15 protein-coding genes are annotated in these 17,639 nt (G+C 70.0%); 7 read left to right on the forward strand and 8 right to left on the reverse strand.

Annotated features, from left to right (window positions below; translation table 11 throughout):
* Positions 1–133: 133 nt before the first annotated feature.
* From ACZ434_RS15710 to ACZ434_RS15725, 4 genes are all read left to right on the forward strand, one after another.
* Positions 134–526 carry a hypothetical protein gene (locus ACZ434_RS15710; RefSeq protein ID WP_468455949.1) on the forward strand — a complete coding sequence of 131 codons (393 nt, stop codon included), beginning with the start codon at positions 134–136 and terminating at the stop codon, positions 524–526.
* 65 nt (positions 527–591) lie between these two features.
* On the forward strand, positions 592–1,788 hold the full coding sequence (locus ACZ434_RS15715) for a hypothetical protein (RefSeq protein ID WP_468455951.1): 1,197 nt from the start codon (positions 592–594) through the stop codon (positions 1,786–1,788).
* Complete coding sequence (locus ACZ434_RS15720) at positions 1,785–1,988, forward strand: hypothetical protein (RefSeq protein WP_468455953.1); 204 nt, start codon at positions 1,785–1,787, stop codon at positions 1,986–1,988. Before ACZ434_RS15715 ends, ACZ434_RS15720 begins: the two co-directional genes overlap by 4 nt.
* A gap of 144 nt (positions 1,989–2,132) precedes the next feature.
* Positions 2,133–3,056, forward strand: a complete 924-nt coding sequence (locus ACZ434_RS15725; RefSeq protein ID WP_468455955.1) for a hypothetical protein — start codon at positions 2,133–2,135, stop codon at positions 3,054–3,056.
* A 103-nt stretch (positions 3,057–3,159) separates the two neighbouring features.
* Here the strand turns inward: ACZ434_RS15725 and ACZ434_RS15730 are convergent, their stop codons facing one another.
* From ACZ434_RS15730 to eccB, 7 genes are all read right to left on the reverse strand, one after another.
* Positions 3,160–3,462 (reverse strand): WXG100 family type VII secretion target, encoded by a 303-nt coding sequence (locus tag ACZ434_RS15730; RefSeq protein WP_468455957.1) that lies wholly within the window; start codon positions 3,460–3,462, stop codon positions 3,160–3,162.
* Positions 3,463–3,507: 45 nt separating this feature from the next.
* The gene (locus ACZ434_RS15735) at positions 3,508–3,849 is read right to left on the reverse strand and encodes a WXG100 family type VII secretion target (protein ID WP_468455959.1); all 342 of its coding nucleotides are present in this window, start codon (positions 3,847–3,849) and stop codon (positions 3,508–3,510) included.
* Positions 3,850–3,910: 61 nt separating this feature from the next.
* Positions 3,911–5,131: a S8 family serine peptidase gene (locus ACZ434_RS15740; protein ID WP_468455961.1), complete on the reverse strand. Its 1,221-nt coding sequence runs from the start codon at positions 5,129–5,131 to the stop codon at positions 3,911–3,913.
* A gap of 100 nt (positions 5,132–5,231) precedes the next feature.
* Positions 5,232–6,992, reverse strand: a complete 1,761-nt coding sequence (locus ACZ434_RS15745) for a WXG100 family type VII secretion target (protein WP_468455963.1) — start codon at positions 6,990–6,992, stop codon at positions 5,232–5,234.
* Entirely contained in the window at positions 6,992–7,426 is a 435-nt protein-coding gene (locus ACZ434_RS15750; protein WP_468455965.1) for a hypothetical protein, read from the reverse strand. The genes ACZ434_RS15745 and ACZ434_RS15750 overlap by 1 nt, the downstream gene beginning before the upstream one ends.
* Before the next feature lie 238 nt (positions 7,427–7,664).
* Positions 7,665–8,930, reverse strand: a complete 1,266-nt coding sequence (gene mycP / locus ACZ434_RS15755; protein WP_468455967.1) for a type VII secretion-associated serine protease mycosin — start codon at positions 8,928–8,930, stop codon at positions 7,665–7,667.
* Positions 8,931–8,947: 17 nt separating this feature from the next.
* Entirely contained in the window at positions 8,948–10,483 is a 1,536-nt protein-coding gene (gene eccB / locus ACZ434_RS15760) for a type VII secretion protein EccB (RefSeq protein WP_468455969.1), read from the reverse strand.
* A gap of 216 nt (positions 10,484–10,699) precedes the next feature.
* On the opposite strand from eccB, the gene eccE reads away from it, so the two are divergent.
* From eccE to ACZ434_RS15775, 3 genes are all read left to right on the forward strand, one after another.
* Positions 10,700–12,019, forward strand: a complete 1,320-nt coding sequence (gene eccE / locus ACZ434_RS15765) for a type VII secretion protein EccE (RefSeq protein WP_468455971.1) — start codon at positions 10,700–10,702, stop codon at positions 12,017–12,019.
* Positions 12,016–12,843, forward strand: coding sequence for a hypothetical protein (locus tag ACZ434_RS15770; RefSeq protein ID WP_468455973.1), 828 nt, complete (start codon positions 12,016–12,018; stop codon positions 12,841–12,843). The genes eccE and ACZ434_RS15770 overlap by 4 nt, the downstream gene beginning before the upstream one ends.
* Positions 12,844–13,218: 375 nt before the next feature.
* Positions 13,219–16,401 carry an SCO5717 family growth-regulating ATPase gene (locus ACZ434_RS15775; protein ID WP_468455975.1) on the forward strand — a complete coding sequence of 1,061 codons (3,183 nt, stop codon included), beginning with the start codon at positions 13,219–13,221 and terminating at the stop codon, positions 16,399–16,401.
* 247 nt (positions 16,402–16,648) lie between these two features.
* Here the strand turns inward: ACZ434_RS15775 and ACZ434_RS15780 are convergent, their stop codons facing one another.
* Positions 16,649–17,605 carry a bifunctional riboflavin kinase/FAD synthetase gene (locus ACZ434_RS15780; protein WP_468455977.1) on the reverse strand — a complete coding sequence of 319 codons (957 nt, stop codon included), beginning with the start codon at positions 17,603–17,605 and terminating at the stop codon, positions 16,649–16,651.
* Positions 17,606–17,639 lie beyond the last annotated feature (34 nt).

The raw sequence follows: 17,639 nt of genomic DNA on the forward strand, positions 1-17,639 counted from the left end.
GACGTCGAGCGGTGCCCCCATGATCCACAGGCGACGCGCCCGTTGCTAGCCTGGCGGGTGCACGCCAATCGACTGGATGGGGGCGGATGAGGTGGCGTACGGGAGCGGTGGTGGACCGGGGCAGCCGGTCGGTATGGAGCTGAACCAGTATCCGGCCGATCCCGGCGGCTCGCCGGGGTCTGTGGGGGGCGGTTCGAGGGACCTGGCGTCCAGTCCCGCGCAGAAGAAGGCCGCCGCCAAGGCGATCCAGGACCACATCGAGCCGGACACCCGTAAGGCCGGTGACCGGGCGGACGAGGAGACCGGGGCCGCGGTCAAGGCGTTCGCCGCGAAGGACGGGGACGGGTGGGTCACCTCGACGGCGTTGAAGAAGGCGCACAAGACATGGGGTGAGCAGGTGCAGAACCTGATGAACCGCCTGAGTTCCGAGAAGGAGTCGCTGCGGAGCACCGGCATCCTGTTCCAGAACACCGACTTCGGCATCGGACAGGGGATCCGCAAGTCCTCCAACCTGGACGGCTACTGAGCCGTCCGCGTCCACCTCCGACCGACAACGCGCCACGGGGAACCATGCCGACGTACCACGAGATCATGACGACCGACCTGGCCACCCTCACCACGGCAGCCGACGGCTGGGACGACATGGCCAAGGAGTTCGGCAAACAGGAGAAGGCCTACAAGCGGGACGTGCACGGCATCTCCATGGGCCCCGCCTGGCAGGGACTGGCCGCGAACGCCGCCAACCGCCGCTTCGACACCACCCTCAACGAGTACCAGAACGCCCAGACCGAGGCCAAAGCCATCGCCTCCCTCCTGCGCGACGCCCACACCCAGTTCACCGACCTGCGCGGGAAACTGAGAACCGCCCGCCAGGAAGCCGTCGAGGCCGGCATGAAGGTGTCCGACCAGGGCCGCGTCTCCTTCGACACCCAGCAGCTCAGCGAAGGCGCTCGCAACGCCTACCACCACGACCCCGACTACCAGGAAAGTGTCCGCAAGAGCGTGCGCTCCTGGCAGGACCGCATCGACCAACTCGTCAAGGACACCACCGACGCCGACAAAGGCGTCGAGATCGCCTTCAAGGCAGTGATCGTGGATGCGAACCCCTTGGACGGGACCACTGCCGGGTTCAACGGAAAGGCCGTCGGCAACATCGACTTCTACGAGCGGGCCGCCGAGAAGGAGCAAGCGGAACGCAAAGCGGAAGCCGAGCGAAAGCAAAAGGAGAAGGACGAACGAGACAGCGTCAAGAAGGCGGTGGTACGGGGGATCGCGAGCGCGGCGCGCGGCCTCAGTAGTCCGGGTGACCTCGGCACCAAATTCCTCTCTGCCACTGTTGAAGGATTGGCAGGCGCGACGGGATACAACACCACGCAGGGAGTCACGCTCGGAGTCGGTGTCGGATGGGGAGGGGCCGGCGTGGGCTACGAGGTTTCCCTCGCGAGCACAACGACCCCGGACGGAAAGACTCAAATTGGCATTCTGACCTCCAAGTCGGTTTCTTCTTCTGGCGTTGACTTTGGCCTATCTGGGACAGCCGGAACGTTCAAGAGCAACGCCGACGACATCAGCCAGCTCGAGGGGAAGGGGTGGGACAAGGGCGGTTCCCTGAAAGCGGGCGTAGGCCTGTACGGGACCCATCAGACAGCTATCGGGACAAGCAACTCCAAAGGCGAAGGCGTAAACAGTGTGTCCTACGGGCTCGGAGTTGGCCTGGGAGCCGAGGTCAACGGCGGGTACAGTAACGCCGAGACACTCTGGCGCAAGGAATTTGGGGGTAAGAAATGACTGCAGTTGACCCGGTAGCACTTCTCTTCTTCTTTTTCGGCTGGTTTTTCGCGTTGAATATCATGGGTATTGCCGACCGGGTACACCGGCTCGCATCCCGCCGTGTAAAAATGATTGGAACCTCGATTACGTTTCGCATCATGGGTTGGATCTGGATCCTTGTCGGCGGCGTTCATCTCCTCATCCCCCTGCTGAGCTGAATCACCTCGACAACGGCGCTGCAGGACAGAAGAACAGAATGAATAGCAACGCTGGAAAGAGACCCGTGGACCAGGTAAGAATCTTGGGCGCCAGACGACCATCGTGACTCTGTGTATCAGTGGTCTCTTGGCAGGGCTGGGTGCGTGGCTGTACGTCGTTTCCGTGAGGAACCCGACTCCTGCCGGCAGTTGGCGCGGCACGAGCGCGTCTCGGCGGCGCTCGGGACGGGCAACGTGCACGACTCAAGTTGCGCTGAGCTCGGCCTGGCCATCAAGCAGGCGACGACGGGACAGGCGGACGGGGAGCGCTCGCTCGTTCAGGCTCAGGCGATGAAGGACGTGCTGGTGGCGATCGACGGTGTCATCGGGGAAAACGTGGCCCCGCTGGATCCGCGGCTGACCGGTCCCGTTTCCATGGCACTGGCCAGCTATACCGAGGACATCTACGAAATTCTGATCCCCAGTGACGTGGAGTACGTCCGCCATGCCCTGCCCTCCGACGAGGCCTGGACGGACGCCGAGGGGGCACACATGTCGGTTTCGCCCGATTCACTCGTACGCATCATGGTTTCTCTTTCCGTCGACCCTGAAGCGCACGGGAATCTGCGCAATGCGATGACCCGACACGTCGTTCAGAAACTCGCCGCCTCGCCCCGCAACACGTCCGAGGAGGCTCTTTCCTCCTATCCGTCGATCACTGCCTGGGAGCTCGGCACCATGGACGCCGTGGCACGTGCCGCGAGGGACGGGCTCAGCGAGGACAAGCGGGACTCGTGGGAAGAAGAGACCCTCGCCCGCCTGTCGTCGAAGACAACCGAGAGTGTGCCTTCCTTCGGCAACGATCCTGTCGGTCACCTCATCACCTCCTGGCAGAAGAGCCTCCCCTCGGACTCGCCCGACGACCTCCTCGAAGTCCTCGAAGTCCTCGAAGCGCAGAGCACCGAACTGGTCCGGGTGTGGACCACGGCTCTGGGTACGAGTGACGCGGTCCAGGCTTCTCTCGTCAACGAGGCCCGCGGCAAGGCCTGGTCCGCACAGCGTTCGGCACTGCGGGACCTGCGCGGCTGATGCTCCCGGGTGACACCCGGGCTGCCCGCTCCAGTCGTACGACAGGGTGGACACCTCCCGCGCGTGTCCACCCTGTTCGTTCTCGTGATGCCTTGCCGGCCTGCTACAGGAAGTAGCTGGAGCCCTTCAGGTCGCCGCCGCGGTAGTCACCGCCGGCGGTACCGACCCGCTTGCCGATGGCGACCAGGGCCTCGTGGATGCCGGTGGCGTGGTGGTCCCACTCCTTGGTCTTCTTCGTGAACTCCTCGTACGCCTCGCCGCCCCAGCCCGCGGCCGCGTCGAGGACGGCCTTCTTGAGGGCCTGGAGGTCCTCCTCGAGCTTCTTGGCCTGGTCACCGAGTTCGGTGGCGAGGGCGTCCATCGTGCCGTACGTGACGGCGAGTTCGTCGTAGTGGGCTCCGGACATGATTTCCTCGTTTCGTTGGGAGCCGGACGGTGTCGGTGGCTCGCGTCAGTACTTGCTGAGGGCCGAGGTCCGGCCGCCGAGGTCGTCCACCGTGATGCTGGCGATGTCGGCCTCGATCTGGCTCTCGAGGTTCTGCTTGTCCTTCTTGTTCAGCTGGATGCCCTCGATGAAGTCGTCGAGCATCCGGCCGATCGCGGCCATGTGGTTGTTGATGTCCGTCTGCTTCTTGTCGAAGGCGATGGCGCCCTGGCCCGTCCAGTGCTTCTCGATCATGTCGATCGTGCCCTGGAGGCGGGCGAGGTTCTGCCGGATCGAGTCGTAGCGGTCGATGACGTTCGTCTGGAGCTTGTGTACCTGGGCTTCGTAAAGCTTGCGGCCGTCAGCCATGTCGGCGGTCCCTTTCGTGAGAGGGGTGGTGTGCTGGTTGGTTCCGGTGTGGTCGGTGGCCCTATGCGTTCCGGCGTGAGCGGTACACCGCGAAGGCGGCACCGGCGATCGCCAGTACGGCTGCCGTGCCTCCGAGGGCCACCCAGAGGGTGGTGCTGTCGGAGGCGTCCGCGTCCGAGGCGGTTGCCTCCGTCTTGCCGCCCGGCGTTCCCTTCGAGCCCTTCGGGTCCTTCGGATCCTTCGAGGGCTCGGCGGACGGTGCGGTGGAGGAGGCGGCGACCGGGTCGCCTGCCTCGTCCAGGACGCCCGTGACGTTCTCCTTGGCCAGGGGATCGGCATTCGCCGGGCCCGGGTCGTAGTCCTTGTTCTCCAGCACCTTGCGCGGGCGGATCAGGCCGTAACCGAGGTAGGTGCTCGGGTCGTCCCTGGCCCAGTCACGGCCGGCCGTGTCGATGAGGCTGTTCAGAACCTGGTTGGCGGTCCAGTCGGGATGGGCGGACCAGATGAGGGCGGCGGAGGCGGCGGCGACTGCGGAAGCCATACTGGTTCCCTCGCTGGTGCAGTATGCGCGGAGTGTCTTGTCACACCAGGTGGGGATATCGAGTCCCGGAGCCGCCAGGTCGACGTAGTTGCCGCTTTCCGAGAACTTTCCGACAGTTCCGGACTCATCCGAAGCGGCAACTCCGATTACATAGGGGTACGCAGCTGGAAAAGCGATCGTCTCGCCCTTCTCGGCATCATTACCTGTGGCGGCGAAGATCAACTTACCCCTTTCGTGGGCATATTTGATCGCCTCACGATTTTCCGGCCAGGACAGTCTGTCACCGAAGGACATATTGATGATTTTTACGTCACTGTCGGCAATTGCTCGGATCACTTCCGACAGACGCGGGGCGTTCAGAGCTTCTTTTTTATTGAGCCCCGTAAGCGCAACCCGATAAGGGACAATTTTCGCGTCTGGGGCAAGGCCCTTCAAGGTGCCACCGGCACCGGTTCCTGCGATCAGTTCAGCCATGGTCGTGCCGTGGCCGGCATAATCATCGGTCGCCTTGTAACCAAAATCCTTCGGGATTTCATCAGTGAGTACCTGCCCCCTCAGCGACTGAGTGTCAGGGTTGACTCCCGTATCGACGACGGCAACCTTTACTCCCTTACCCGTGCTCACTTTCCACATCTCATCGGCTTTCATCGCCGACAGGTACCACTGCTGCGACTGGGTGTCTGCGGCTGCTGCACCGGTAATCAGCCCCGTAGACAGGAGGGCCACCGCCGCGCCAAGCACTGAGCAGACGCTGGCAGCCCATCTTCCGTAACGCCTGCGAGAAGGTGCACTCCGCCTGGCACGTCGGCTGAACCTTGACACCATCTTCTGTCTGTCCTTTTCAGTCAGGTCGGTCGGTCGCAGACGTGCCGTCACGTCGCTCGTCGCGGCGCGAACGACGGGTGTCGGTGCCGTGACTGCCGAGAGATCCACGCTGCGCCGCGGCGCCCCCTGCGGAGCGTCCACCGCCCGTGGTACCGGGCATTGATCCGTTGGGCATGCCGACGACGCCACCGGGGCTCCCGCTCGAGCGGCGGGGTGCCTGTCCCTCGTTCGGCACCGCCAGAGGCGCTCCGATCACCCCGTGCTGACCGGGCGTCCTCTGCCCGGCCGTACGTGGCCCACGCGTGCTTTCGTTACCGATGACCGTGCCCCGCGGTGACCTGGGACCGTTGCCGACAGGCGCGGTGCCCGTAACGGGCCGCCCTCCCACAACGCCGTCGCCGGCACGCCCGGTGCCACCGCGACCGGGCTGGACGGCACCCATGGTGCCCATGGGCCCACGGGGCGCACTGCCGACAGGGCCGGGTGACGCTACTGGCCTCGGCACCCCACCGACGATGCCACGGCCTTCAGGTCGTGGCCCCTGTCCCCCTGCCTGACCGGGCAGGGCAGCACGACCAGTGGGGCCCAGCGGACCTGCCCCGCGACTACCCATCGGCCCCTGAGGCACGGCACGCGGGCTCTGGCCCACAGGGCCATGCCCCGTTCGATTTGCGGGCCCGTTGCCTGGAGCGCCGTCGACCCGTCGCTGCGCCGACGGAGGGACCTTGGCTGCGGGCATCCCACCCGGTCCGGTTGTGCGCCCCACGGTCCCGCGCACGGCCGGAGGGAACGCATGGGAAGCGACGGGCGGAATCGCACCCTGTGAGCCGACAGGACCGGTCGTTGCCGGTGGTGCGCCCCCACCCGGTCTCACGGCCTCCTGGGAGGGCAGGGTACCGACACTATTGATCTCCGTACCGGCTGGTTGTGGGGCAGGGAGGCCACCACGTTCCTGTGCCGGCAGCTGCTCCCCCGGGCCCATATCCTTCGCACCTGTTGCCATGGAGTTGCGGACAGAGGTCGTTGGCTCGTCCACCGGCGTCAGGGCCTGATGAGAAACGGTCCCCTTGAACTGCTCGTCACCATTGAACGGCACCGGCGCCGGCACCCCCACGTCCGGCATCTTCGGGAAGACCGGTTCCTGTGCCGCCTGCATCGTGCCCGCGGACACCGTGTAGAACGACGCCAGGCGGTACATCTGGTTGATGGCCTCCTGGCGGTGGCCCTCCGCCTTGACCGCGGCCGTGTACTCCTCGTTGCCTTCGACCTGCTTGACCACGGGGATGTCGTCGACGGACTTGGGGTCCAGGCGGGTGTCGCGCGGGGGCATCGACTTGCGGACGGAGGCGAGGCCGGCGCCGGCGGCCAGGACCTGGGTGCCGATGACGTCGGCGTAGTCGGCGATGCCCTCGGCCGTCTTGACGAGGCTGCCGGCCCAGCCCTGGAAGGCGGTGTGTGCGTCGCCCTCCCAGTCGATCTTCCCGAGGTTACGGCTGAGTTCTCCCGCGGCGTCCTTGATGGCGTCGCGGGCGGCGACCAGGGCCTCCCCCGCGGAGTCCAGCAGCGCGGGGTCGGCGGACTCGACGATGTCGATCATGTCGTTGAGGTCGTAGCCCTCGAAGCTCGTGGAGCCGAAGTGGAAGCCTCTGAGTGAGGGGCCGCCGAAGGGGTTGATGACCCGGGACATGTTCGTGAACGCGTCGAGTGCGCCGTTCTGGGCCAGGGCTTCCTGGCGTTCCTCCTGGTGGAGTTCCGGGTTCTTCTTGTCGCCGCTCATCAGTACCCCGCGTCGGTGCTGTCAGCCTTGTTGTCCCGCTTGATGTGCTCGTTCAGCATTTCCTCGCGGGTCTGGTTGACCTCGGCCCGGATCTCGTGGAACCGGTACCGCTGTTCTTCCTCGATGTTGTCGAACGTGACGTCAACGCCGTGCACGGCGATCTGCATGGCCTCGAGTTGCAGGCCCAGCGACTTGGAGAGTGCGGTGATCCTCTCGTGGACGCGCTCGTACTCCCGGTGCAGCCGTTTGCCCTCCGGAAAGGCGCCGCTGCCGAAGGCGCTCTCCGGCAGGCTGTGGGCGCCGACCTTGGGCACGCCGCCCGCCGACGCCTCGAAGTTGGTCAGCAGGTCGTCCACGCGCTTCTTGAACGTCGACAGCGCCATCACGCCGCGGCGCACGTCCGCGCTGCCTCCGCCCGTGTCTGCAGGAAGCACTTCGCTTTCCTCCCCGTTGTCCCCGTGTCGCGACCGGTCCCGGCGCAAGTCGCCAGGCGCCTCACACCGTTGAAGCGGTCATGACGGTCACAAGGTCACTCTAGTTACTGATACCGACAGTCCCAACTGCCATATGCGAGAACGGCACTGTCCACGGATGTCCTCCGTTCCCCCGGTCCCGGCAGAACGGCTCGTCACAAGCGTCCCGTGTGTTCCAACGGCGCTCGGGCGATGTTCGTCACGTTGCACCGTGGCCATCGCGAACCCCCGTGCCACGGGCCCGTCTGCGGGCGTCCCGGACGGCCACGGCCGCCCCGCCGAGTCCGGCCACCAGGATCGCCGCTCCTACGGCCACGTAGGTCGCGAGGCGGGCGTTCCGCTCGTCGGCTGTCTCTCCGAGGGGGAGTTCGGCCGCCGCCGGGGCCTCGGCCCTGGCCGGGCCCTCACGGGGGCTGGGGGACTCGATGGGCCGGTCGTCCTCCGTCAGGGCGCGGACCGGGTCGACCACTCCCCAGCCGACCAGACGGTCATGGCCGGCGATCGAGCGTTCCGCCGTCTGCTCGATCTGGGCGACGATCTGGCGCCCGGTCCAGGTGGGGTGCTTGGCCTTGATCAGCGCCGCGACACCGGCGACGTACGGCGCGGAGAAGCTCGTACCGTTGTCGGAGCAGTGGCCTCCCCGGGGGACCGTGGAGATCATGTCGACGCCCGGGGCCGCCACGTCGACGAAGTCTCCGGACTGGGAGAAGGACGCCCGTTCGTTGTTGCGGTCGGAGGCCGCGACGGCCAGCACTCCTTCATAGGAGGCGGGGTAGGTCTTCTTGACGTTGCCGCCGAGTCCGTCGTTGCCCGCCGACGCGACAACGACGATCTCCTGGGCCAGGGCCTCGTCGACGGCGGCCTTCAGGTCCGGGTCCGGTTCGACGGCGTTCGAGGTGTCCTGGGAGATGTTGATGACGTCCGCCTCGGCCTGGACGGCGTAGCGGATCGCCTTGGCGAGGGATTCGGTGTCACCGTGGCCCTCGGCGTCGTTCTGCTGGATCGGGATGACGGTCGCCTCGGGTGCCATACCGACGAAACCGGTCTTGCCGGCGGGCCGCGCGGCGATGATGCCGGCGACTTTGGTGCCGTGGCCGACGGTGTCGGTGGTGCCGCTCTCGTCTCCCCGCTCGATGGGGTCGCCGTCCTCGTTCTTGAGGCCCTTGGGCAGGAAGTTGCGGCCGCTCTTCACGTCCACCGCGTCCTTCAGCTGCGGGTTGCGCACATCGACGCCGGTGTCGATCACGGCGACCCGTACGCCTTTGCCCTTGGACTGGCTCCACAGCTCGTCGAGCTGGACGCGCTGGAGGGACCACGGGCGGCCGGGGTAGCTGTCGTTGGGGTATTCGCAGTTGTCGGAGAAGGAGTCCGCGGCGGCGGCGGGCGGTGCGACGGCCACGGTGGTGGTCAGCAGGGCGGCCGCGGTGACCGCCGTGTGCAGGAGGGGGAGGCGTGTGTGTCGCATGGCGGCGGCCTTCCCTGTCACGAGCCCTGGGGCTGGCGTGCCGCCGCCGTGGACAGGCGGGGGCCAGTGGGGAGGAACGCGGACCAGGCGGCCGGGATGGGTGCGGGGTCCACGTCGGCGTACCCGAGGCGCGTCTGGGCCTGTTGGGCCTCCTGCTCCAGCCGCTTCCGCTCCTCGGCCGATGTGCCGATGCCGGCATCCTCGGTCGCGCTGTCGGCGTTGGACTGCAGCACGTAGCGCAGGCCGGTGTCGGTGACCAGGAAGACGGGGCCCGCCTCGGTCTCGGTGCCCTGGAACTGGCGGTAGAGCTGGCCGGATCCGGGGGTGACGTAGGCGCTGGAGGAGGCGGCGGGGAGGTCGGTGGGGAAGTCGGTGCCGGCCCAGGTGGTGAGGGTGGTGGCGCCCTTGCCGTCGACGTCGCGCAGGACGTTGCAGACCGTGTTGCGGCTGCCCTTGGCGTCCGACGCCTCGTTGACCGCCCGGGGGGCGCCGGTGGGCCAGTCGTGCTCCGCACCGAAGGGGTCACCCGGGACGATCGCGCCGGGGCTCGTCTCCAGCGCCTGGCCGGCCTGGCCGACCTGCGCCAGGTCCTTGCTGAACAGCAGCAGTTGGGCGACGAAGGCGGAGACCGGCGCGACCCGGCCGGGCAGCACGACGTAGTACTGCTCCTTGTTGTTGTCGAACGCCTTGAGCACGGTGCCGACCCTGTCGGCCGACGCGTCGAGCTGCCCGGGGGCGTCGGCGGGGGCGCCGGGGGTGCCCTTGATCTCGGGGAAGGTGATCGGGTCGCCCTCGTGCAGGGTCGCCAGCCACTCCCGGGACACCTGCTGGGGCTTGCGGCCGGAACCGACGACCGTGCGGAGCAGCAGTTCCAGTTCCTCGCCGGTGTCCGTCCTGTCCACCTGGTACGTCGTGCCGCCGGGGTCCACGATGAAGCGTTTGCCGTCGGGGCTCTCCACGTAGAGCAGTTCGCCTCCGGTCAGCTTCTGCTTGCCTTCGGTCAGTTTCCGCTCCCGGTCGGCGAGGACCAGGGCGGCCTTCTGGATGGACCGGCCGCCGGCACTCGGGCGTTCGCAGACGACCCACCGCTTGGCGGCCTCCGCCTCCTTCGCGGAGGGCAGGCGGTCGGGGGCGTAGGGGATGCCGATGGTGACGCCGTGCCCGATCTTGCCGCTGTCCAGAAGCGACTCGCTGACGGTGACGACATCCCCCTTCTGCGGGGCCAGGAGGAGTTTGGCGGACGCCATGTTCAGCACCGGGTGCAGCTGGACCTCGTCACCGGTTTTCAGTACGACATACCGGGTGGTCGACTCGCTGGCGATGATCACTTTCTCGTTCGGGGTGTCCCAGCCCTTCGGCGCCGTGGGTTTGAGCATGCCCCAGGCTCCGAAGACCGCCATGACGATCACACCGATGATGATCCCGGGCACGACGCCGCGCAGAGGGCGCGGCGCCCCTTCCTCCGACCCCTGCGGATACGACTGGACGAAGGCCGCGAGCAAGCGGCGCTTCGCGAAGGTGTAGGCGTTGAGCTGGTCCCGCCGAGATGCCATGGATGCGTGTCTCTCCCCGTGTTCCGCCCGTGTACCGCACGCGTTCCGCTTGGGGTGCCGAGGGGCGCCGTCCCCCGCCCGCCGCTGTCGGACCGGCCCCCTACTATGCCTGGTGCGGAATGCGATTCGGTGAGCGGGTAGTGTGCCCGGGCCTTCAAGGGCCTGGTGCGATGCTGGGATTGCAGCGAGTTGTCAGCAAATCGGGGGGATGAAGTGATGGCTTCCGGGACGCGAGTGCCGGGCCGTGGCCGGACTCGGGCGGCGCGTGGTTCCGCCGATTCCGGGGCACCGGCGGCACCGCAGGTGCCCGCGCGGGGCGGTCTCCACCTCAAGGTGCGTACGGGTAGGCCGAGTTCGTTTCGGCTGCAACGGCTCGTGCTGCTGGAGCTCGGGGCCGCGGTCCTCCTCGTCGGATGGGTGATCGGCCCCTTGGCCCTGGTGCCCGCGGCCGCCACCGCCGTCGTCCTGCTCCTGCTGGCCTTCGTACGTCGCCGGGGTCGTTCCCTGCCCGAGTGGATCGCCACGGCGAGGGCCCTGCGCGCCCGGCAGAGGAGCGCCGCGGCACTGGTGATACCGCCCGGCACGGAGCCGGGTCTCACCCCGGCCGTGGAGTGCGATCCGAGCCTGCGCACCGATACGTACGGCGGCCGCGAACGACGGCCAGTCGGCATCGTCGGCGACGGGACGTTCGTCACCGCCGTGGTCCAGGTGGAGGCCGACGCCACCGCTCTGCGGGCCGAGCGGAGCCGGCGGCCCCTGCCCCTGGCGCTGGTGCGGGACGCGCTCGAGGTGGACGACATCCGCCTGGAGTCCGCGCAGATCGTGCTGCACACCCAGCCGGCGCCCGCGCTGCATCTGCCGCGTCAGTCCGTGGCCGTGAGCAACTACGCGCCGCTGCAGGAACAGACGGGCGCCCCCGCGGTGCGCATCACCTGGATCGCGCTGAAGGTCGACCCGGAGCTGTGTCCGGAGGCGGTGGCCGCCCGGGGCGGTGGCCCGGTCGGCGCGCAGAAGTGTGTCGTACGTGCCGCCGACCATCTGGCCAGCCGGCTGACCGGTGCCGGTTTCCGTGCCACGGTGCTCGACGAGGAGGAGTTGATCTCGGCGATCGCCACATCGGCCTGCGCCAACCCCCTGGTGACGGCCGAGGCCGGACGGGTGGACCGGCAGGACCGGCGCACCGAGGAGTCCGGCCGCAGTTGGCGCTGTGACAACCGCAGGCACACGACGTACTGGATCCGCAGATGGCCCCAACTGGGCGGCGAGCGGGGTGTGTCCCTGCCCCAGTTCGTCGCGCGGGTCACTGCGGTGCCCGCGCTCGCCACCACCGTCAGTCTCACGCTCGCGCGCGCGGACCGGCAGGAGATGTCACTGAGCGGGCATCTGCGGGTCACCGGGCGCAGCGCCGAGGAACTGACCGCTGCGCGGCGTGCGCTGGAGGAATCCGCCCGGGAGACGGGTGCCGCCCTGGCGCGGCTCGACCGGGAGCAACTGCCGGGCGTGCTCGCCACTTTGCCGCTCGGAGGTGTTCGATGACGGCCACGACGACAAGCTCCGCCGACGGATCCGGCGCGTACGGCGCACTGGGTGCGGCGGCAAGCGGCGCCCGACCGCCGGCCCGGGCACCGCAGCCGGCCTCCGGGCGGCCTCGGGGCGGGCTGTTGCGCACCGGCTTCGGCCTGCTGGGGCCGCGTCATGGCCGGCACACCCTGTCCGCGGACGACCTCGACACACTGACCCTGCCCATCGGGGACGACGGGGTGGTCATCGGTGTGGACGCCGAGGGTCGCCCCGCCGTGCTCGGACTGAACCGGCCCACGCCCTACGATGTCGTGCTGATCGGCGGCCTGTGGACCGCCCAGGTCTTCGCTCTGCGGGCCGCGGCGACCGGCGCGCGGGTGGCTGTGGAGACCGGGCGTGCGCACGCCTGGACCCAGCTGGTCCACGCGATGGGCGGCGGGCAGAACGGGCTCGCGGTGTATGACGTGGGGCGCGTGCCACCGCAGGGCGCTTCAGCCGGTACTCCGGTGCTTGTGGTGCGGGACTGCGGTATGCGGCCGCCGCGGGGGCGTGTGGTGTCGGGGCCCTGGCAGTCGGTACTGACCCTGCTGCCCTACCTCAGCCCCGTCGCCCCCCGATTGCTGAGGCAGGCCCGGCTTGTGGGAGTGCAGCGGATATCGCCGGGCGAGGCCGGGGAGCTGAGCCGCTCGATCGCGCTGCCCCGGAGTGACGCCGAGGCCCTGCCGACCCTCGCCGACGGGCTCACCCTCTGGTGCGCCGACCGCGACCGGCAGTACGTGATGACCCAGCCGACCGATGCGGAGGTCGGCCTGCTGGGCATGCCGCGGCGGATGGACTGAACGGGGCGGGGGACGCGCGGTGCCGTTTCCTCACCCGGTGTTCACCGCATGCGCATATGGTCGCCGCGCTTGCCCGGTTTGCGGGCGGTTGTCGGGCGACTGACCGTCGGCCGTGTTCCGTTGGGGGCCCACAGGGCCGATGGTGGTGGGCGGACGGGCCTGCCGATGTGGGGCCTGTGGTGATTAGGCTGGGAGTGGGCGTGACGTCGGAACCCGTGAACCGGGCGGCGGCGTCCCGGGGGAGGCGGGGGAAACCGGCGGCGCCGGAGGATCTCGCACGACCTCGAGCGGCTTCGGACCACTGCGAAGCACGACGGACGACAGACGCGGTCGCCCCAGCGTGGCATGAGGGTGCACGACCAATCAGGAGGAACTGTGAGCAGCGATCGGGACGGGACGCGCGGGGGCTGGGCGACACCCGGCGATGACCAGCCCGACGCGGAGTCCGCCATCGAGACGACGGGCGAGTTCACCATCGACTACGCGCCGCCGGCCTGGTACACGCAGAACGCTTCGGGGAGTTCGGGTTCGGGGGCTTCGTCCTCCTTCCCCGGCGTCTCCGGTCCCGTCGGTTCCGCGGTTCCTTCCTCTTCGCCCGGTTCCGGTTCCTCGCCGGGGCCGACTCCGCCGCCGCAGGCGGTGGGAGCGTCCGACCCGTCGGTTCCTCCGGCGCCCGCGCCGGGTGCGCCGTTCACGCCGCCCGCGCCGCCGTCCGGGCCGCCGGTGGCGGTGCCCAGGCTTCCGGTGGGGAGCGGGTTCGAACCGCAGCGACCGGAAGCGGAGTCCGGGTCCGGGGCCGAGGGCACGGATTCCGGTGCGTCGCCGGCCGCGGGCGGGCCGGACGCTCCGGCGGGCGGGTTCCCGGCGCCGTGGTCCTCGCCGCAGGCCGGGCCGGGGCAGCCGGAAGCGAGCGATAACGGTGATCTGGAGAGCGGTGCCACGATTCGTTTCTCCGCCGCCGCGTTGAAGCGGGAGATCGCGGAACGCGAGACGGACGCCGAGGCGCCGGCCGGCGCGGCGGCGACGGCTGAGGCCGGAGGACCGGCGGGCGCCGGCGAGGAGCCTCCGGCGCAGCCCGCCGATGCCGCCGGGGAGGGCTCCGGCGGTGCCGGGGACGCCGCGGACGGCTCCGAGGCGGACCCGGACCCGGCGGAGGCGGAGGGCGTCCCGAGGGCCGAGGAGGAGACCGAGCAGCGGCCTGCCGGTGCCGCGAGCGAGGGGGAAGCCGACGGCGACTCCCTCTCCGGGGACGGCGTCGCGGTCGGCGACGGGGGAACCGAGGACACCGGCTCTTCCGTGACCGATGGGGCGGAGCCCGCCGGTGCGGCCGAGCCGGAGGCCGAGCCCGAGGACGCCGCGCCCTCGCAGGACGTACCGGCTCCCGCCGAGCCGGGCGTGAACGACGCGGTGCCCGCCGACGAGGCTTCCGCCGGGGCCGGTGAGGACGGCACCCCTCAGGATGCCGTCCCGGCGTCGGCCGACGTCCCGCCCGCCTGGACTCCCCCTGCGCCGCAGGTGCCGCCGGCGCCCCAGGCGTACCCCACCGCACCGGCGCCCGCCGGGGAGTGGCCCGTACAGCCTCCGCAGGCCCCGGCTCAGCCGCTGCCCGCGGAGGCTCAGGGCGAGCCTGCCGTCCCGGCGCAGCAGCCGCCGTTCCAGCAGCCGCAGGTGCCACAGCCCGCGCCGGCCGCCTGGAATCCGCCGCCGTCCGCTCCGGCTCAGCCCGCACAGCAGCCCGCCGCGCCGGCCGGCTACGGCTTCCCGCCGCCGGGCGCTCCCCAGCAGCCCCCCGCCCAGCCTCCGGCTCCGGCTCCGGCTCCGGCTCCGCAGGCCGGTTACGGCTTCCCGCCCGCCGGTGCGGCTCAGCCGCCGCAGAACCCGACCGCGCCCGGTCCGCTGCCCGACTACGGCCTCCCGCAGCCGGGCACTCCGGCCGCGGGCCAGCCGCCCGCACCCGCCGCTCCCCCGGCCCAGCAACCGCCCGCCCAGCCTCCGGCCCCGCAGGCCGGTTACGGCTTCCCGCAGCCGGGCACTCCAGCTGCGCCGGCCCAGCAGCCCCCCGCGGGGAACTCGCCTGCCCCGGCTGCCGGTTACGGCTTCCCGCAGCCGGGCGCCCCGGCCCCGGCCCAGCCCGGCAGTCACGGCTTCCCGCCGCAGCAGCCGCAGCCGCAGCACCCCGGTGTGCCGCCGCAGGCCCAGCCCCCGCAGGCCGGGCAGCAGATGCCGCAGCAGCCGGTCGATCCGCGGGTCGGGGCCGCCTGGCCGCAGCCCATCCAGCACGACCAGCGGCAGCCGACCAACCCCGGTGCCGCGCCGCTCGGTTACACCGCCGCGGTGGAGCTGTCGTCGGACCGGCTGCTCAACAGCAGGAAGCAGAAGGCGAAGAGCAGCCGGCCCTCGCCCGGCGGGTCGCGTTTCAAGCTGGGCGGGAAGAAGGAAGAGGCCGAGCGGCAGCGGAAGTTGGAGCTGATCCGCACGCCGGTGCTGTCCTGTTACCGCATCGCCGTCATCAGCCTCAAGGGCGGTGTCGGCAAGACGACCACGACGACCGCGCTCGGCTCCACCCTCGCCACCGAGCGCCAGGACAAGATCCTGGCGATCGACGCCAACCCGGACGCCGGTACGCTCGGCCGCCGGGTGCGGCGCGAGACCGGGGCCACCATCCGTGACCTCGTCCAGGCGATCCCGTACCTCAACTCCTACATGGACATCCGGCGGTTCACCTCGCAGGCGTCCTCCGGTCTGGAGATCATCGCCAACGACGTCGACCCCGCCGTGTCCACGACGTTCAACGACGAGGACTACCGGCGCGCGATCGACGTGCTCGGCAAGCAGTACCCGATCATCCTCACCGACTCCGGTACGGGTCTGCTCTACAGCGCCATGCGGGGCGTGCTGGACCTCGCCGACCAGCTCATCATCATCTCCACGCCGTCGGTGGACGGTGCGAGCAGTGCCAGTACGACACTGGACTGGCTGTCCGCGCACGGGTACGCGGACCTCGTCTCGCGGTCCCTCACCGTCATCTCGGGGGTGCGCGAGACCGGAAAGATGATCAAGGTCGACGACATCGTGGCGCACTTCCGGACCCGCTGCCGCGGTGTGCTCGTCGTACCGTTCGACGAGCATCTGGCCGCCGGTGCGGAGGTCGACCTCGACATGATGCGGCCGAAGGTGCGGGAGGCGTACTTCAACCTCGCGGCGCTGGTCGCCGAGGACTTCGTCCGGCATCAGCAGTCGCACGGGCTGTGGACCTCCGACGGCAACCCGCCGCCGGTCGCCGCTCCGCCCCTGCCGGGACAGCCCGTCCCGGGACAGCCCTTCCCGGGCCAGCCCGGCGCGTATCCACAGCAGCCGCAGCAGCCGCAGCCCGGACAGCCGTACGGCGGACCGGCCCAGGCACCTCCGGGACAGGCCGGGCAGCCGTACGCGCCGCCGCACCAGCCCTCCGCCCAGCCCTACCCCCAGGTTCCGGCGCAGCCCCAGCCCGGGCAGCCGCCGGCCGGCTACGGGTACCCCCACGCGGGACAGGGGCAGCAGCCGCCCCCGCAGCAGTAGGACTGTCCGCGACGGGGCGGAGGCGGTGGTCCGACGTTCGCGGCCACCGCCTCCGCCGTCCGTCGTCCGCCGGTCAGGTCCCGGCCCGGAGGGCGGCCGCTTCGCCATCGCCGCCCTTACGGACACGGGTACCGGGTCGTCGTCGCCGCCGTGCCCTCGCCCGTCCGAAAGCGAGCACAAGGCCCCGGTCAGTCACCGGCCGGAAGCGGCCCCGCGGAGGGGGCCGTCTCCGTGTGTGCGGGTGCGGCTACCGCGGTGTGCCGGCCGCGGCCACGAGCTCCCTGCAGCGCTGGACGTCCTCGGCCATCTGCTCCAGCAGCGCCTCGATCGTGTCGAACTTCGCCTGCCCCCGGACGAACGCCAGGAAGTCGACGGCGACATGGAGGCCGTACAGGTCGAGGCCGACGCGGTCGATGGCGTACGCCTCGACCGTGCGCTCGGTGCCGTCGAACTGGGGGTTGGTGCCGACGGAGATCGCGGCCGGCATGGCCTCGCCCTGGGCGTGCAGCCAGCCGGCGTAGACGCCGTCGGCGGGGATCGCGGTGTGCGGGAGCGTCTCGACGTTGGCCGTGGGGAAGCCCAGGTCGCGACCGCGCTGGGCGCCCCGCACGACGATGCCCTCCACGCGGTGCGGACGGCCCAGGATCTCGGCGGCGCCCCCGACTTCGCCCTCGGCGACCAGACGGCGGGTGAGCGTGGAGGAGAACGGCTCGCCGCCGCCCGCCTCACCGCTGACGTACAGGTCGACGACCTCGACGTCGAAGTCGTAGACCTCGCCCTGCTCGGCGAGGAAGTCCACAGTGCCCGCGGCCTTGTGGCCGAAGCGGAAGTTGGGGCCCTCGACGACCGCCTTGGCGTGCAGCTTGTCGACCAGCACCTTGACCACGAAGTCGGCCGCGGACAGCTTCGAGAACTCTGCGGTGAACGGCAGGATCAGGACGGCGTCCACCCCGAGACCGGCCATCAGTTCGGCGCGCCGGTGGTGCGGGGCGAGCAGCGGGGGGTGGCTGCCGGGGCGGACGACCTCGCTGGGGTGCGGGTCGAAGGTGACGACGACGGCCGGGACGCCCAGCTCGCGGGCGCGGTCCACGGCATGCCGGATGATCAGCTGATGCCCCCGGTGCACTCCGTCGTAGGAGCCGATGGTGACGACGCTGCGCCCCCAGTCCTGGGGGATGTCCTCCAAGCCACGCCAGCGTTGCACTGTGCCTGCTCCTTGTCGAAACCTTGCCGGACGG

Source organism: Streptomyces sp. NPDC030893, from assembly GCF_055571535.1.

Excerpts from the sequence above, each read along its gene's own strand:
- ACZ434_RS15710 (WP_468455949.1), top strand. The coding sequence starts at position 134 with ATGGAGCTGAACCAGTATCCGGCCGATCCCGGCGGCTCGCCGGGGTCT.
- ACZ434_RS15715 (WP_468455951.1), top strand. The coding sequence starts at position 592 with ATGACGACCGACCTGGCCACCCTCACCACGGCAGCCGACGGCTGGGAC.
- ACZ434_RS15720 (WP_468455953.1), top strand. The coding sequence starts at position 1,785 with ATGACTGCAGTTGACCCGGTAGCACTTCTCTTCTTCTTTTTCGGCTGG.
- ACZ434_RS15730 (WP_468455957.1), bottom strand. The coding sequence starts at position 3,462 with ATGTCCGGAGCCCACTACGACGAACTCGCCGTCACGTACGGCACGATG.
- ACZ434_RS15735 (WP_468455959.1), bottom strand. The coding sequence starts at position 3,849 with ATGGCTGACGGCCGCAAGCTTTACGAAGCCCAGGTACACAAGCTCCAG.
- ACZ434_RS15745 (WP_468455963.1), bottom strand. The coding sequence starts at position 6,992 with ATGAGCGGCGACAAGAAGAACCCGGAACTCCACCAGGAGGAACGCCAG.
- mycP (WP_468455967.1), bottom strand. The coding sequence starts at position 8,930 with ATGCGACACACACGCCTCCCCCTCCTGCACACGGCGGTCACCGCGGCC.
- eccB (WP_468455969.1), bottom strand. The coding sequence starts at position 10,483 with ATGGCATCTCGGCGGGACCAGCTCAACGCCTACACCTTCGCGAAGCGC.
- eccE (WP_468455971.1), top strand. The coding sequence starts at position 10,700 with ATGGCTTCCGGGACGCGAGTGCCGGGCCGTGGCCGGACTCGGGCGGCG.
- ACZ434_RS15770 (WP_468455973.1), top strand. The coding sequence starts at position 12,016 with ATGACGGCCACGACGACAAGCTCCGCCGACGGATCCGGCGCGTACGGC.